Here is a 16,083-nt window from a genome sequence, read left to right as displayed (position 1 = left end):
CATATAATTCAATTTTTTATTTTTAATAATCGAGAACCATTAACAGGACACAAAAATACATATTTATTTTGAATATCCTAATTTCGCAAGAACTTCATTGCTTATATCGATGCGAGGAGAGGCAAATATAATATTTGCAGAAGATGCTCGATCCATTACCATCTGATATCCTTTTGTCTCCGAAATTTGCTTTACGGCATTATAGATATCATCCTGTATCGGCCTCATAAGACTTTCTCTCTTCTTAAACAACTCCCCTTCCGGCCCGAAATATTTGCGACGAAGATCTTGAGTTTTTTTGTCTTCAGCAACAATTTCTTCTTCTTTCTTTTTCTTTTGATCATCTGACAAAAAGACGGAGTTAGATTGATACTCTTTATACATACTCTCTACTTTTTGTGCCTGAGTCGTTATTTCTTTTTCCCACCGTTGAGAAACTTGTTTCAGTTGTTCGTTCGCCATTTCATACGAAGGTATATTCTTCAAGATATATTCCATATCTATCAATGCAAACTTCTGAGCCTTGCTCTCGAATGCAAAAGCGGCAACTAATGCTAAAATAAAAATAATCCGTTTCATACTCAATTATTTTAAAGGTTAAAAACAGAATCGGCAGAAAGAGCCTCCTTCTCCTAAAAACATTTCTTTCATTCTCTTTGTTCCGCTCTACCCACAGCAAATAACATTCCTTAGAATTCTTGCCCGAGGATAAAGTGTAATTGACTGCCTCCGACTTTTTGTACTCCGGTAAAAGGTTTATCGAATCCGTATGCCCAATCGAGCCCCATCATTCCGATCATCGGTAAAAATATACGAACTCCCACTCCTGCAGAACGTTTCAATTTAAATGGATTGAAATCCCTCACTTCAGTCCAAGCATTCCCGGCTTCGGCAAATGCCAAAGCATAAATAGTAGACGAAGGTTGCAATATAACCGGGAAATGAAGTTCCACTCCCAAACGTGTATATGCATACCCCTCATATCCATAGGGAGTCAATGATCCGTTTTCATATCCGCGAAGCGCAATAGTCTCGGTCGCATAATTATAGCTATATCCCGACATTCCGTCTCCTCCCACATAAAAAGTCTCGAACGGCGAACGCTTATGTCTATTATAAGAGCCTAAGATTCCCACTTCGGCACGAGTCATCAATACAAGAGTATGCTGACTCTCCGCCGAAGTAAGCGGAGTAAATGTTTTTGCTTTAAATTTCCATTTATGATATTCGATCCACTTATACATCGTTTCCCGATCTTTTTTATTATTGGAAGGATCGAGTTTACTATAATCGACGTTATTAAAAAGGGAATACGGAGGTGTAAGCTGCAATGACAGTGAGAATTGAGATCCCCGACGAGTATATATCGGATTATCGATAGAATTTCGAGCCAATGTCAAATTCAAGGTAATACTGTGGGACGTACCGTTCTGCATAAAATAAAGATATTCCCAATCTTTCAGTTTATACAACTGATACCCCAATTCTGCAGAAAGCGTAAAATAGTCATCCGGCCAATTCAATCGTTTCCCGAACCCTACGGCAATACCGAACATCTGTAAAGATTTACTGGGATCGAGTGCATAACTGTAGTCATAATTATTGCCGTAATAATCATTATAACCATAATAGCCGTTATACCCATAACCATACGGATCGATATAGTTATTATTCCAATAACTGGTACTTATATCAGTTTGACGGCTATAATAAACCGAAAAACTGAATGAGTTAGGCCGCTTTCCACCAAACCAAGGATCCATAAATGACAAACTGTAAGATTGATAATAACGGGCATTAGTCTGAGCACTGATTGTTAAAGTCTGGCCTTCTCCTTGAGGAATAATTCCTTTATAAGATTTAGGATTCAAGAAGTTCTTTACAGAGAAATTCGTAAACTTCAAACTTAGTTTTCCGATTATACCGGTCTGTCCCCAACCTGCAGAAAACTCGATCTGGTCATTAGCTTTCGACTGCAAAGCATACACCAAATCTACAGTTCCGTTCTCAGGATCAGGTTCAGGACGAATATCCATTGTTTCCGGATCGAAATGTCCCATCTGGGCAATTTCACGGGCAGAACGCATTAAATCGGATTTATTGAAAAGTTCACCTGGCTTAGTTCGCAATTCCCGACGAACGACATGCTCATACAACCGGTCATTACCTTGAATGATGATTTTGTTGATACGAGCCTGTTGTCCTTCGTACATACGCAATTCCAAGTCTATAGAATCATTTTCGACGTTTACTTCGATAGGATCGAGTTGGAAGAAAAGATAACCGTTATTCATATACAGATTGGCAACCGCATCTTCATCTTCCATAGTCCGTTGCCTCAAGAGCTTTTGATTATATACATCTCCCGGTTTCATCCGAAGCAACGCACTCAGATATTCAGATGGATAAAGGGTATTTCCCACCCAACGGATATCCCTCAAATAATATTTTCGACCTTCATCTACCTTAATGAATACATCTACAGTCTTATCATTATAAGGGGCAACACTATCACTTACGATAACAGCATCTCTATACCCCAATTCATTATATTTATCAATAATCAAATTCAGGTCTTCTGCAAATTTCTCTTTTACAAATTTCTTGGTACGGAACAGATTAAGCAATTTCCCTTTCTCATTGGTTTTCTTCATTACACGTTGTAACTTATTATCTGAAAGGACAGTATTTCCGTCTATATATATTTTATGAACCTTAACCTTTTCTTTTTTATCAATATTGATATCGACGATAACTTGATTTTCATGAGAAAGGTCATCTTTTTGCAAAATCTGTACCTCTGCATTTTTAAAACCTTTTTCTTCAAAATGCTTTTTTATCAACATTTTAGCCCGGTCTACTATGTTTGGCGTGATTTGGTTACCTTTTACTAAACCAAGCTTCAACTCCAAATCTTCCCGCTCCGATTTTTTTATTCCATTATAATTGATTTGAGAAATACGGGGACGTTGTTTCAAATCGATATTCAACCATACCTGAGAACCATATATCTTAGTTACAGAAATAGCGACATCAGAAAACAGCCCTTGCCTCCAAAAACGTTTTACGGCAGTCGTAATAGCATCTCCGGGTATTTCGATCGTTTCCCCTACCGACAATCCAGAGAAACCGATCAAAACATAATCTTCATAATTATTCTTTACTCCGGAAACCGATATTCCTGCAATTTCATATTTTTTAGGAGTCGCCGAATATAAAACTTCGGGATTATAAATCGTATCGTTTTTGACTGTCGCCCCATCCTGTGCAAACATAGATCCGGTTGCAAATAAAAGGAATACGAGTAGTAATAATGGGTATTTAAGCATATTGCGTTGTAAAATTTCTAATATCGTTCTCATAGCTGTTCACTTATTTTTCCGAACCGTCGTTCGCGCGACTGATAATCGCAGATAGCTTTATACAGGCTCTCTTTACCGAAATCAGGCCAATATTCTTCAGTAAAATAAAGTTCGGCATAAGAAAGCTGCCACATTAAAAAATTACTGATCCGCAATTCACCTCCGGTACGAATCAATAAATCCGGATCAGGAAAAGCAGCAGTCGTCAAACGAGAACTGATCAAAGATTCATCAATATCATTTATTGCAAGCTGCCCCGAAATAACATCTGCAGCAATACGTTTGGTCGCATCAGTAATTTCCCACCGGGAAGAATAACTTAATGCCAATATCAATGTAAGTCCGGTATTAACAGAGGTTTGCGCTATGCATTTATCTAATCGCGCTTTAACTTCATCCGGCATACGCGACAAATCCCCGATAGCATTCAAACGAACGTTATTCTTCATCAAATCCGGAGTTTCTCTCTCAATGGCCATTACCATAAGAGCCATTAAAGCCGTTATTTCCTCATCCGGACGTGACCAGTTTTCCGTTGAAAAAGTATATAATGTAAGATACTTGACACCTATTTCAACAGCAGCTTCTGTAACGGTACGCACGGCATCTACACCATATTTATGACCGTAAGTACGTTCCATATTCCGCTCTTTCGCCCAACGGCCATTACCATCCATTATGATAGCAATATGTTGAGGCAAACGTGTTTTATCTATTTTCTCTAAATACGACATAAGTCGATCTCATTATTTTTATTATAAGTTATTGCAAATAGTCTTTTTACGTCCGAAATCATAAGTTATTGTAAACCATGTAAAAGAATACCAATCGGTATTCTTAAACGCGGAACTTTGAATTTTATAAGGATCGTCCAACACTTTTCCGTCAAGCTTATCCCCTAAAGATTTCCTCATAGAAAACTCAAAACCGATATTCCATCGCTCAGCTAATTTATACTTCAGTCCTACCCCGATAGGGATATTCAAACTAAAATATCCGTCACCTTTCTTAGGAACTGCCGTAATTCCAACCCCGGCTAACAAATACGGGGAAAATCGCTTCGTTCCTAAATAAGAATACCCCCATCCATAATGGAAAAAGTTAAATTCCGCCTGAGCTCCCATATCGATTAATTGTCGCTTAAATATATAATCAGCTCCTCCGGGAAAAACATTGGACATTCCTCTTGTATCACCTTTGATACCAGACGTTGCCAAATCACATTTTATAGCCCAGCGATAATTCAGGTTTCTTCGAAATACCGCTCCGAAAACCGCTCCCGGCTTTCGAAATATTTTTGAAGGATTAATATCCCCCATATAAAACCCTATACCTGCGCCCGCACCGATCTCATACTTAAAATCCTGACTTCGGACTACCGATATAGAAGCTATCGATATAATGATAATCAAAAAGAGCTTCTTCATGTGATGTCATTTAAAAATGCAACCTAATAATAAAAACGCTACAATTTGATTAAAATTATTTCAAGAATTCATTTTTCACCTTTATTTATTTAAGGTATAGGCTCAAAAGTAAGCCGTGTGATTACTCCCCGCCACACCTCATCATACAAATCTCCGTTTTCATCCACTCCACCAAACATATATATAAAAGGCACAGGCTCGGTCGTCAAAGCTTTTGTATATCGCCGCATACCTGTAGGAATAACAGGACTCTCCAAAAGATTCCAAGACATTTGAGATGATCGGATATCAAGACTTTCTTCACACACGACAGCCGATGCAAAGGCTCTGCCTTTAATATCTTTCGGTAAAGACAAGGAAGATCCGTCTTCTGCTTTCGTCCAAAAACCTCCCAAATCTGTCGTAGTATAAATATCATTCAACACCTTTGTTCCGTCCGATCCTCCTATAATAAAGTATGTCAATAATTCTGTATAATAGTCAAGAGACGAATGATATTTATATGTATAATATGTAAAAAACATAGCTCCTTCTCTCGGCGTGATCGGAGCTCCACCAGCCCCTCCGTTTACATTATTCAACGAAACCCAATTTTCTCCGTCAAATCCCCATACCGAATTGGAAAAAGAATGCCCGTCACTTAATCGCCCGCCGACAAAAACGATCTGGGACGTTCCCCAATCACTTTTATAAGAGACCGTATTGCTAAAACCAGAAACCGGAAAGTCTGCCGGAACAGCAGTCAATTCACCTTGTTGAGGATAAGAAGCATACTTATATGCGCTTCCGTCTTTAACTATTCCCAATAAGGTACTCTCGTACATTCCTATCAAACTGTAAAATGCAGAAGAACCTGCTACTGGACTCCAACTAACACCATCAGAAGAAGAGACTAATGTCTTTGAGTCCGATGTTCCGACCAATGCAAAAAAGCCTTCGGGTGAAACGATAATAGAATTTATATCTAAATCGGATATTCCTGAAATCGTACCTTTTTGCCAGTTTCCTTGTCCCGGAGTAGCCGTTTTAAACAAAGAATATTCTCCCGGCTCATTTTCAGTAAAACAATAAACACTTCCGTCTTTCATCAAGGTTTTCTGAGCAACAGCATCCGATGCAGGCAGCCCGCTACCCGACAAATTCTCCCAAATTAAAGAGTCGGCTTTTACCTGATGTACCCGCACATCGATCACATAATCCCGCTGAGTCGTCCCGTCCGCTGCAACAACGGTCATGGTCACCGAACCTCTTCCTCCTGAGAAATCGATAGAATCGGAAGGCGATTCTAAATAGTTAATCGTCGTAGTCTTGTCATTTCCCGAATCATCTTTACCTTTTATATATATTTCAACTTTTGAAGGAGATGAAAATTCCATATTTGCGACCAAATGGGAAATATCCGTCCCGTAAGGTAAAGAATCTGCATTGTAAATATTTCCGGATACAAGATCGATCGTAAAAAAGCGCTTAGATAAATTATCGACAATAGAAGTCGTATCATCGGACAGATAAAAAGATTTTACCATAGTGTTCGAATAAGAGGAATACAACGGCACATCTTCATCTTCCGCATCATTGCAACTAATAAACAATATAAAAAATACGGATAAAAGAGAAAAAAGTATTTTAGACACTTTCATGCTGAAATATTTTACATTAATAGCTATTAAAGCTGCAAAATTAGAAACATTTTTCGCTTTAGCCACAGTATTGCATATAATTATAACAATTTATAGTAAACCACGATTTTTTTCAACAAAATAGCAATCTATAAATTACCATAAATTATAGTTGCAAAAACATTTCTAATTTTGCCAAGTTTCAAAATTAATAAAACCGATGAAAAACTATCCTGTTTTTCGATATACATGCCAAATAACTCTATTTATCCGACATTTCTATCGACGATGTATTTTTGAAATCAAATGTCCTCCGGAATAAAAAAATCGATCGGGAACACGAGTTACGACCGGTGCACAGACTCCGTTTTTCAATTCAAACGGAGTCTCTTCTATCCGGATCTCATCCCAACAATCCGAATCGATAAAACTTTGTAACAGAACCGCACCTCCTTCTACAAGCAAGCTGCTTATTTTCCGACGAAATAGTTCCTGCAACAGTGTCGGAATTATCGGCTTTGTAAAATCGACTGTCAGATACTCGATATTACCGCTCGGTTCATGTATTTTTTCCGTAATGACTAATGTCGGATTTCCATCAGAAAACAATCTTAAATTTTCAGGAAGCTCTAACCTCCGGTCTATAACCAAACGTAACGGATTCTTACCGCTCCAATAACGTACCGTTAAAGAAGGATCATCATATAATGCCGTACGCGTCCCGACCAAAATTGCATCATATTCAGCTCTTAACCGATGCACAGATGTTAAAGTGACAGCATTGGAGAATAAAACGGGCGACTCACTACAAGATCGTATCCGGTCGATAAATCCATCGGAACTCTGCGCCCACTTTAAAAGGATATACGGACGATGAAATTTTTGAACTGTCATAAAATGGCTATTCAAACGGATAGCCTCCTCTTCCAGTACCCCCGTAATTACCTCGACTCCCGCCTCACGCAGCATCCGGACTCCTCGCCCGGAAACTTCAGGAAAAGGATCGAAACAGGCCATGACGACCCGAGGTATTTGCTTTTCGATAATCAGCTTGCAGCACGGGGGTGTTTTCCCATAATGAGAACAAGGTTCGAGCGAAACATAGATTGTAGATTCTCTAAGCAACTCTTCATTTTTGACCGAACGAATGGCATTGACTTCGGCATGTGCTTCTCCGCACCTGCGATGATACCCTTCTCCGATAATCTTCCCTTTATGCACGACTACAGCCCCGACCATAGGGTTAGGTGATACGTGACCATGACCTAATGCCGCCAATTGTAAACAACGGTGCATATAGCGGCAATGATCCTCATGCGAATGTTTCATACTATTTTTTCTTATCTTTGTACACAAAGCAGCAACTCCATATGGAACAAAGTATTCGACGTATTCAAAGTTCTTTACAGGACATATATCCTGCCGGAGAAATCAAGGCATTGACCCGCATCATTCTCGAAGAAGTATGCCAATATTCTCTTACAGATATACTTTTGCACAAAAGTAGCATTTTATCGACAAGTAAGCACCAGGAGATCGAAACTATCTTACAACGATTGAAACGAAATGAACCGATCCAATATATTCTCGGACATACAAAATTTTACGGAATAAATATCAATGTGACTCCCGGAGTGCTGATTCCTCGCCCTGAAACGGAAGAATTGGTCGAACTTATCTTAAAAGAAAATGAAAAGCTGAAAGGAAACATCCTCGACATCGGTACAGGAAGCGGATGCATAGCATTAGTTCTGGCTAAATTTTTACCTGAATCCCGAGTAGAAGGCTGGGATATTTCTGTCGAAGCACTGAACATAGCAACTCAGAATGCCCGGCAAAACAGTATTGAAGCATTTTTTTTACAAAAAGACATTTTAAATCTTAACACCTCGGAAATCTCCCGGCAATATGATCTGATCGTAAGTAATCCCCCGTACATCTGCGAAAGAGAGAAGAAAAAAATGGATAGAAATGTTTTGGATTATGAACCGCACCTCGCCTTATTTGTAGAAGATTCCGATCCATTACTTTTTTACCGAAAAATAGCAGAAGCAGGAAAAAGCATCCTCAAACCCGGTAAGAGACTTTATTTCGAAATCAATGCTTTATTCGGGAAAGAGACACAGAAAATGATAGAAGCATACGGTTACACGGATGTTCACATATATAAAGACATTTCGGGAAAAGACAGATTTATCTCTGCAAAGAATAACGGATAACCCCGATATGACAAGACCTGTTTTCTTTCCGGAATCTTTTTCTCTTTTTTATAAAACAGAATAGCTCAAAAAAACGAATAACTTTCATTATATACGCTATGCCTAAGTCTTTATCACCTCAAGAAGCTCTGCACAAGGCTGCAGCATATTGTTCTTCAGGAGAACAATGCTGTTACGATATATCCGAAAAACTAAAAAAATGGGGAATTGAAGACTCCGAAGCCTCTAAAATCATAGAATATCTGATAAAGCAGCGCTTTATCGATGAAGCCCGTTATGCAAAAGGATTCACAAATGATAAATTCAGATTCAACAAATGGGGAAGAACTAAAATCGCATACGCTTTACGTCTAAAAAAAATTCCGGAAACATTAATCGATGAAGCTCTTTATAACATAAATGAAGAGCAATATCGGGATACTCTCTTGCAGATTCTGGAAAACAAACAAAAAAACACAAAAGCGGCCGATAAATACGACCTGCACGCAAAACTATTCCGATTTGCCGCATCCAGAGGATTCGAACCGGATATCATACAATCCGCCATCCAATCCATGAAACTATGAAAAAACAGATTGGGAATATAATAGATCTATTTTATCCTCGCACCTGTCGGGTATGTGGAAGAATGCTGCTAACTCACGAAGAATTTCTATGTCTTCATTGCATTCACAATATACCCCGAACCGATTTTCACAAAAAAGAATCCCATCCAATGGAACAATTGTTCAGAGGGAAAATCGACATACAGGATGCATACGCATTCTTCTATTTTACCCAACACGGAGACTACAGACGACTAATACATAACATAAAATATAAAGGAGAAAAACGTTGCGGGAAATATCTGGGGAGACTTTTCGCCTCGGAACTGCTTAAAGAAGGGAAGCTTCAAGATATAGACATTATCGCTCCCGTTCCGTTACACCGCAGCAGAGAACGTGCCAGAGGATATAATCAAAGCGAATGGGTCGCTAAAGGCATTGCCGATGTTACAGGGAAAGAGGTATACCCTCATTTATTATGTCGAAGAAAAAAAAACGAAAGCCAAACCCATAAATCGCTCTATGAACGTTGGCTAAACACTCATTCGGCATTCTATATCCAAGAAACGGCAGAAATAAAAGACAAGCATATTCTACTGGTTGACGATGTCGTAACTACCGGAGCTACACTATTGGCATGCGCTGAAGCATTATTGAAATCCGGAAATTGTAAAATTTCTCTTTTAACCTTAGCCATCACTCAACAAAACAACAAATAAGACCCTGAAAAAATCATTGCAGAAAATTTTCTTTCGTTCTGTTTTTTGTACCTTTGCATTTACAATAAAAGAGTTACAACATAGAACTAATAACCAATATGAAAAGTTTAGAGAGATTAGTCGCTGAGAAATTACTAAAAATCAGCGCAGTAAAACTCCAGCCATCCAACTCTTTCACATGGGCCTCCGGATGGAAATCACCGATTTATACGGATAATCGCAAAACCTTATCTTATCCGGCACTCCGGTCTTTTATCAAACTTGAATTATGCCGCCTGATCATGGAAAAATATGATAATGTCGATGCAATTGCTGGTGTAGCGACAGGGGCAATCGCTCAAGGAGCTTTGGTTGCTGACGAATTAGGACTACCCTATGTATATGTGCGTTCTACACCCAAGGATCACGGACTTGAAAATCTGATCGAAGGAAATTTGATTCCGGGACAACGGGTCGTTGTCATCGAAGATTTGATCTCTACCGGAGGAAGCAGCCTCAAAGCTGTAGAAGCCATACGTAATGCAGGTTGCGAGGTTATAGGTATGGCTGCAATTTTCACTTATCGTTTCCCGATTGCAGAAGAACGATTTAAAGCGGCAAATGTAAAACTGACCACTCTCAGCAATTACGATGCAGTATTGGAAGTAGCTTTGGAAACCAAATATATCGAAGAAGAAGATCTTGCTACTTTACAAGAATGGAGACGTGACCCAGCTAAATGGAATCAAGATAAATAAACGGCAAATGACACAATTCGAAAGTAGTATAAAAATTATTCCTGCAAATATAGAGATCATCTTTAACACGATATCCGATCTAAAAAATCTGGAGAAAATTAAAGACCGCCTGCCTGTTGATAAAATACAGGACTTCTCTTGTGACACGGACAGTTGTTCATTCTCGGTAAATCCGGTCGGCTCTCTCGGATTAAGAATTATCGAACGAGAACCTTACAAAACGATCAAGTTTGAAACGGAAAAATCTCCGGTGCCACTCTTTTTATGGATACAATTATTACCCGTAACCGATCAAGAGACAAAAATCAAAATCACATGCCGGGCTGAACTGAATATGCTTATCAAAGGAATGGTTTCGAAACCGCTACAAGACGGTATCGAAAAACTGGCGGATATGTTAACGACAATTACTTACGAATAAAAAAATTTTTCATGGCACAGAAACTCTGGGAAAAGAATGTTCAGGTAAATGCGGATATAGACCGATTTACAGTAGGGAAAGACAGAGAAATGGATCTCTATCTGGCCCCGTACGACATATTGGGCTCTATTGCCCACATTACTATGCTCAAAAGTATCGGATTATTGACAAAAAACGAGCTGGATATTCTGACCGGAGAACTTCGGAACATCTACACCATAGCTGAAAAGGGCGAGTTTATTATCGAAGACGGTATTGAAGATGTTCATTCGCAAGTAGAACTGATGCTCACCCGCAAATTAGGGGACATAGGGAAGAAGATACACAGCGGGCGCTCTCGAAATGATCAAGTGCTGGTAGATCTAAAACTATTTATTCGGAGTGAGATAAAAACTCTTGTCGAGCTTTCCGACAACTTAATAAATGCACTAATCCGACAAAGCGATACATATAAAAATATCCTAATGCCCGGATATACGCATTTACAAGTCGCCATGCCTTCTTCTTTCGGACTTTGGTTCGGAGCCTATGCAGAAAGTCTCGTCGATGACCTGACTGTTATGCAGGCGGCTTATCGCATCTGCAACAGAAACCCGTTAGGATCTGCTGCCGGATACGGTTCATCATTCCCTTTGAATAGAACAATGACTACCCGACTTTTAGGGTTTGATTCTATGGATTATAACGTTGTATATGCTCAAATGGGACGAGGAAAAACCGAACGGATCGTTGCATCGGCAATGGGATCAATCGCTGCAACATTATCTAAATTGGCCTTTGATGCCTGTTTATTTAACTCCCAAAATTTCGGATTCATCAAACTTCCGGATGAATATACTACAGGATCAAGCATCATGCCACACAAGAAAAATCCGGACGTATTTGAATTGACTCGTGCCAAATGTAATAAAATACAAGCTCTGCCGTATCAAATTACATTAATCTCCAACAATCTTCCATCAGGATATTTCAGAGACCTGCAAATCATTAAAGAAGTATTTTTACCGGCCTTTGATGAATTAAAGGAGTGCCTGCGCATGGTAACGGAAATGATGAGCCATATGACCGTAAACACCCATATTCTGGACGATGATAAATACAAATTGATATTCAGTGTCGAAGAAGTCAATCGTCTGACCCTTTCAGGAGTTCCGTTCCGGGATGCTTACAAACAGGTCGGATTGAGCATCGAAGCCGGAACATTTGAACCCGACAAACATGTGCAACATACACATGAAGGCAGTATCGGTAATCTCTGCAACGACCGCATATCCTTACTAAAACAGCAAGTTATAGACGGATTTGATTTTAATAAAATCGAAACGGCTGAAGCTGCTCTTTTAGGGAAATCTTGACAAAAGATCAAAGATTTTTAAAGAAAAAAATAAATTCTTCACACGCAGAGATATACCAAAAAAGAATATCTCTGCGTTTTATATATTAAATGCCTGCAATGTTCAAATATCCATTCATATTATATCTATTTCTAATTATTCTTTTCTCCGGATGCGATAAAAATGATGAATACCGTATTCCGGTAACGACTGTAAGAATCGAGTTCAGGAGCTCTGCTTTATGGAGTCAATACGGTGTACATGCGTTTCCCGACTATCAGAAATTCATTCTTAACAAAATTCCCAACAAAGAGTTTTATAATGTATCTTCTGCAACAGGCTATGGAGGAGTATTACTGGTTTGCGGGTATTCTAATCAATTATATGCATACGACCTGACATGTCCAGTAGAACGAGACCCCTCTGTCAGAATCGATATAGATGAAGAGACATATCACGCTTATTGCCCACAATGCAAATCGACATTCGATGTTTTTGAAGGGACAGGTTCGCCTTTAAGCGGAACAGCTCGAGAACATAAATATATGTTACGAAGTTATCAAGTCGGCATAGCAAACGGGTTATACTATATAACAAACTAAAAATCAAACATTAACAGGCTAAATATTAATATAAAATCACATCTCTATAAACTTATAAAATCATATTTTTTTAAGTTTATCCTGCTTTTCGACTATAAATCTTTTGTAAAAACAAAAAACAATTCTATATTTGCAGTCGCAAATGCGAAAATAGCTCAGTTGGTAGAGCATAACCTTGCCAAGGTTAGGGTCGCGGGTTCGAGTCCCGTTTTTCGCTCCAGGCCGCCCGGATGGTGGAATGGTAGACACGAAGGACTTAAAATCCTTTGGCTATTGCAGCTGTGCGGGTTCAAGTCCCGCTCCGGGTACGAAAGGCGACAAATCAAAGTTTGTCGCCTTTTCGTTTTTTTTTACAATACTCTATAAAAAACACACCGATATTTACACCTTTCACCTATTATTTATATTCAATTTTATTTACCGAAAACACCCTTATTTTGTACAAAAAAGAATATATTTACAACCTTATAAATCAAAAACAAAATATGGATATCGTATTGATTATTTTAGGAATAATTTGCCTCATTACAGGAATAGCCGGATGTTTTCTTCCGGTTCTCCCGGGACCGCCGGTTGCCTATTTAGGCATTCTTTTCTTACACTTCACCGACAAAGTACAATATTCCGGCACACAATTGCTGATTTGGTTGCTTATCGTCATCATCACATTGATCTTAGATTATTTCATCCCGATGCTGGGCAGCAAATATAGCGGTGGAAGTAAATGGGGAAACCGAGGTTGCTTAATCGGAACGATCGTCGGGCTCTTCTTTTTACCTTGGGGAATAATAGCCGGTCCTTTCTTTGGGGCTGTTATCGGCGAATTATTAGGGCAAAAAGAACTTTCTCATGCTATAAAATCAGGGTTGGGGTCTTTAGTCGGATTCTTACTGGGGACTGCATTAAAATTTATCGTATGCCTTTACTTTACATACACATTCATAACAAGTCTTATTAATGCCTAAAAATATCACACCAATTCGACCGATATCTTCAAGAAGTTATGCCATTAAAAATCTATATTCCAAGTTACGGTAACTCATGTCTTCAAATTTTCCCTACTCAAATAAAGTTTTTCATTCAAAAGTAAATTTTGCAACTATAAGTAACAAATACTTTGTATTTTTGCAAAACTAAAAAAAAGACAAGATGACGAATCCGGAAATACAGACTTTTTTAGATAAGCATGGATATGACAAAATCGATCTGAAAGCCGTACTTATCGATATGGACGGTGTTTTGTATGATTCGATGAAAAATCACGCGAATGCGTGGTATGAAACGATTTCGGCTTTAGGCATAGATTCTACACCCCGTGAATTTTATTTATATGAAGGTAGAACCGGTGCTTCGACAATCAACCTACTATTCCAACGAGCATTCAACCGGCCGGCTACCGAAAAAGAGATCCACGAAATCTATGCAAAGAAAACCGAAAGTTTTAACCGCCAACCAAAAGCCGAAGCCATGCCGGGAGCGGCCGAATTTCTAAAAAAGATAAAAGCAGCCGGATTAACTCCGGTTTTGGTAACCGGATCAGGACAAACATCACTTCTTGATAAATTAGACCACGAATACCCCGGAATCTTTACCCCGGAAACAATGGTAACCGCTTTTGACGTCAAATATGGAAAACCTCATCCCGAACCATATTTAATAGGATTGCAAAAAGCCAAAGCAAAGCCCAATCAGGCAATCGTCATCGAAAACGCCCCATTAGGTGTAGAAGCCGGAGTTGCCGCCGGAATCTTTACGATCGGAGTAAATACCGGTCCATTAGATGACGAAGTTCTTCTATCTGCCGGAGCAAACATGCTTGTTCCGGATATGCAGACCTTAGCTGATCGGTTCGAAGAAATATATACTGCATTAAAAAAATAAACCTATGTCGAAACAACCCGTTATTTTCACGCAAAATATATCTGAAAGTATCGATGAGATGTTATCTCGTTATTCCTATGATAAGTTGTTCGTATTAACAGACCGGAACACTTTCAAATTTGCATCCCCTTTACTTGAAAACAGTAAATTATGCAGTAACGCCGAACAGATCATCATCGAAGCGGACGACACGCATAAAAACTTGGAGGCTTTAGCCTCCGTATGGAAAATTTTAAGCGATAAACATGCTACCCGCCGTTCTTTTATGATCAATCTGGGAGGTGGTATGGTAACTGATCTGGGAGGATTTGCAGCATCCACATTCAAACGAGGTATTCGTTATATCAATATTCCCACAACATTATTAGGTGCGGTAGATGCTGCTGTAGGCGGGAAAACCGGAATCAACTTCAACGGACTAAAAAATGAAATCGGAGTATTTAATCCGGCCGAATCGGTATTGATTTCTACTGTTTTTTTTAAAACATTATCCCGAGAACATCTCCTTTCGGGCTATGCAGAAATGCTTAAACACGGACTGATTAGCACTCCCGACACATATAACAAATTATTGACATTAGATTTTTCCGATCTCGATTTAGACAAATTGCTGAGACTACTGGAAGAATCGGTAAAAGTAAAAGAACACATAGTGGAAGCTGATCCTTTTGAAAAGAATATCCGAAAATCTTTAAATCTCGGTCATACGATAGGGCATGCATTCGAAAGTTTATCGCACGAACGCAAATCTCCGATACAACACGGATATGCCGTAGCTTGGGGACTGATTTGCGAACTGCTATTATCACACATGCATTTAGGATTTCCGGTAGAGCGTATTCGTCAATTATCGACTTTCATTGCTGATAATTACGGTGCATTTCCAATTACATGTGAAGATTACGACTCTTTATATGAAAAGATGACCCACGACAAAAAAAACGAATCGGATAGTGTCAATTTCACATTGCTGAAAGATGTCGGCATAGTGGAAATTAACCAAACAGCAACAAAAGAGGAAATATGTACCGCTTTTGATCTGTACCGAGATCTTTTTCATCTATAAAGAAATAGCTTTCCGCACAGAATAAGCCGTATTTCCCTAAATTTTATAGAAAAATTTTGTTGGTAAAAATAAATATACTACTTTTGCCTCACAATTAATCGGGGCGTAGCTCAGTCCGGTTAGAGTACACGTCTGGGGGGCGTGTGGTCGC

General features: G+C 39.0%; 16 protein-coding genes and 2 tRNA genes. 12 read left to right on the top strand and 6 right to left on the bottom strand.

The genetic code is table 11. From position 1 onward, the window contains the following. Nucleotides 1-63 precede the first annotated feature (63 nt). From AC1WHX_RS04800 to ribD, 6 genes are all read right to left on the bottom strand, one after another. The gene (locus AC1WHX_RS04800) at nucleotides 64-579 is read right to left on the bottom strand and encodes an OmpH/Skp family outer membrane protein (RefSeq protein ID WP_009318055.1); all 516 of its coding nucleotides are present in this window, start codon (nucleotides 577-579) and stop codon (nucleotides 64-66) included. Between the two features lie 110 nt (nucleotides 580-689). After that, the gene (locus AC1WHX_RS04795) at nucleotides 690-3,275 is read right to left on the bottom strand and encodes a BamA/OMP85 family outer membrane protein (protein WP_302544683.1); all 2,586 of its coding nucleotides are present in this window, start codon (nucleotides 3,273-3,275) and stop codon (nucleotides 690-692) included. Nucleotides 3,276-3,358: 83 nt separating this feature from the next. After that, a complete protein-coding gene (locus AC1WHX_RS04790; RefSeq protein ID WP_302546880.1) occupies nucleotides 3,359-4,096 on the bottom strand; it encodes an isoprenyl transferase in 738 nt (245 codons plus the stop codon). Between the two features lie 21 nt (nucleotides 4,097-4,117). Next, nucleotides 4,118-4,789, bottom strand: a complete 672-nt coding sequence (porG, locus tag AC1WHX_RS04785) for a type IX secretion system protein PorG (protein ID WP_302544671.1) — start codon at nucleotides 4,787-4,789, stop codon at nucleotides 4,118-4,120. 89 nt (nucleotides 4,790-4,878) lie between these two features. Further along, nucleotides 4,879-6,495 (bottom strand): DUF6242 domain-containing protein, encoded by a 1,617-nt coding sequence (locus AC1WHX_RS04780; RefSeq protein ID WP_195595448.1) that lies wholly within the window; start codon nucleotides 6,493-6,495, stop codon nucleotides 4,879-4,881. 192 nt (nucleotides 6,496-6,687) lie between these two features. Beyond that, nucleotides 6,688-7,737: a bifunctional diaminohydroxyphosphoribosylaminopyrimidine deaminase/5-amino-6-(5-phosphoribosylamino)uracil reductase RibD gene (gene ribD / locus AC1WHX_RS04775; RefSeq protein ID WP_302544669.1), complete on the bottom strand. Its 1,050-nt coding sequence runs from the start codon at nucleotides 7,735-7,737 to the stop codon at nucleotides 6,688-6,690. A gap of 41 nt (nucleotides 7,738-7,778) precedes the next feature. On the opposite strand from ribD, the gene prmC reads away from it, so the two are divergent. From prmC to aroB, 12 genes are all read left to right on the top strand, one after another. Then, nucleotides 7,779-8,627, top strand: coding sequence for a peptide chain release factor N(5)-glutamine methyltransferase (gene prmC / locus AC1WHX_RS04770; RefSeq protein ID WP_302544668.1), 849 nt, complete (start codon nucleotides 7,779-7,781; stop codon nucleotides 8,625-8,627). 98 nt (nucleotides 8,628-8,725) lie between these two features. Then, a complete protein-coding gene (locus AC1WHX_RS04765; protein ID WP_302544667.1) occupies nucleotides 8,726-9,193 on the top strand; it encodes a regulatory protein RecX in 468 nt (155 codons plus the stop codon). A 149-nt stretch (nucleotides 9,194-9,342) separates the two neighbouring features. After that, entirely contained in the window at nucleotides 9,343-9,891 is a 549-nt protein-coding gene (locus AC1WHX_RS04760; RefSeq protein ID WP_302544666.1) for a ComF family protein, read from the top strand. Between the two features lie 98 nt (nucleotides 9,892-9,989). Then, nucleotides 9,990-10,628, top strand: a complete 639-nt coding sequence (gene pyrE, locus AC1WHX_RS04755) for an orotate phosphoribosyltransferase (RefSeq protein WP_009318064.1) — start codon at nucleotides 9,990-9,992, stop codon at nucleotides 10,626-10,628. 7 nt (nucleotides 10,629-10,635) lie between these two features. Then, complete coding sequence (locus tag AC1WHX_RS04750) at nucleotides 10,636-11,049, top strand: SRPBCC family protein (protein ID WP_122304350.1); 414 nt, start codon at nucleotides 10,636-10,638, stop codon at nucleotides 11,047-11,049. A gap of 11 nt (nucleotides 11,050-11,060) precedes the next feature. After that, complete coding sequence (gene argH / locus AC1WHX_RS04745; protein ID WP_481228910.1) at nucleotides 11,061-12,404, top strand: argininosuccinate lyase; 1,344 nt, start codon at nucleotides 11,061-11,063, stop codon at nucleotides 12,402-12,404. Nucleotides 12,405-12,493: 89 nt separating this feature from the next. Further along, a complete protein-coding gene (locus tag AC1WHX_RS04740) occupies nucleotides 12,494-12,985 on the top strand; it encodes a Rieske (2Fe-2S) protein (protein ID WP_022603045.1) in 492 nt (163 codons plus the stop codon). A gap of 144 nt (nucleotides 12,986-13,129) precedes the next feature. Then, a tRNA-Gly gene (locus AC1WHX_RS04735) sits at nucleotides 13,130-13,205 on the top strand. A 4-nt stretch (nucleotides 13,206-13,209) separates the two neighbouring features. Then, nucleotides 13,210-13,293: transfer RNA gene (locus AC1WHX_RS04730), tRNA-Leu, on the top strand. Between the two features lie 177 nt (nucleotides 13,294-13,470). Beyond that, nucleotides 13,471-13,950: a DUF456 domain-containing protein gene (locus AC1WHX_RS04725; protein WP_122304349.1), complete on the top strand. Its 480-nt coding sequence runs from the start codon at nucleotides 13,471-13,473 to the stop codon at nucleotides 13,948-13,950. Nucleotides 13,951-14,134: 184 nt separating this feature from the next. Beyond that, complete coding sequence (locus tag AC1WHX_RS04720; protein WP_302544665.1) at nucleotides 14,135-14,866, top strand: inorganic diphosphatase; 732 nt, start codon at nucleotides 14,135-14,137, stop codon at nucleotides 14,864-14,866. Between the two features lie 4 nt (nucleotides 14,867-14,870). Then, nucleotides 14,871-15,932 carry a 3-dehydroquinate synthase gene (gene aroB / locus AC1WHX_RS04715; protein ID WP_481228908.1) on the top strand — a complete coding sequence of 354 codons (1,062 nt, stop codon included), beginning with the start codon at nucleotides 14,871-14,873 and terminating at the stop codon, nucleotides 15,930-15,932. Nucleotides 15,933-16,083 lie beyond the last annotated feature (151 nt).

The sequence above is a fragment of the Coprobacter sp. genome (assembly GCF_982436375.1).
This window is presented reverse-complemented; position numbering and strand designations above follow the sequence as displayed.

Coding starts and splice junctions, on each gene's coding strand:
- AC1WHX_RS04800 (WP_009318055.1), bottom strand. CDS start 579: ATGAAACGGATTATTTTTATTTTAGCATTAGTTGCCGCTTTTGCATTC.
- AC1WHX_RS04795 (WP_302544683.1), bottom strand. CDS start 3,275: ATGTTTGCACAGGATGGGGCGACAGTCAAAAACGATACGATTTATAAT.
- AC1WHX_RS04790 (WP_302546880.1), bottom strand. CDS start 4,096: ATGTCGTATTTAGAGAAAATAGATAAAACACGTTTGCCTCAACATATT.
- porG (WP_302544671.1), bottom strand. CDS start 4,789: ATGAAGAAGCTCTTTTTGATTATCATTATATCGATAGCTTCTATATCG.
- ribD (WP_302544669.1), bottom strand. CDS start 7,737: ATGAAACATTCGCATGAGGATCATTGCCGCTATATGCACCGTTGTTTA.
- prmC (WP_302544668.1), top strand. CDS start 7,779: ATGGAACAAAGTATTCGACGTATTCAAAGTTCTTTACAGGACATATAT.
- AC1WHX_RS04765 (WP_302544667.1), top strand. CDS start 8,726: ATGCCTAAGTCTTTATCACCTCAAGAAGCTCTGCACAAGGCTGCAGCA.
- AC1WHX_RS04760 (WP_302544666.1), top strand. CDS start 9,343: ATGGAACAATTGTTCAGAGGGAAAATCGACATACAGGATGCATACGCA.
- pyrE (WP_009318064.1), top strand. CDS start 9,990: ATGAAAAGTTTAGAGAGATTAGTCGCTGAGAAATTACTAAAAATCAGC.
- AC1WHX_RS04750 (WP_122304350.1), top strand. CDS start 10,636: ATGACACAATTCGAAAGTAGTATAAAAATTATTCCTGCAAATATAGAG.
- argH (WP_481228910.1), top strand. CDS start 11,061: ATGGCACAGAAACTCTGGGAAAAGAATGTTCAGGTAAATGCGGATATA.
- AC1WHX_RS04740 (WP_022603045.1), top strand. CDS start 12,494: ATGCCTGCAATGTTCAAATATCCATTCATATTATATCTATTTCTAATT.
- AC1WHX_RS04725 (WP_122304349.1), top strand. CDS start 13,471: ATGGATATCGTATTGATTATTTTAGGAATAATTTGCCTCATTACAGGA.
- AC1WHX_RS04720 (WP_302544665.1), top strand. CDS start 14,135: ATGACGAATCCGGAAATACAGACTTTTTTAGATAAGCATGGATATGAC.
- aroB (WP_481228908.1), top strand. CDS start 14,871: ATGTCGAAACAACCCGTTATTTTCACGCAAAATATATCTGAAAGTATC.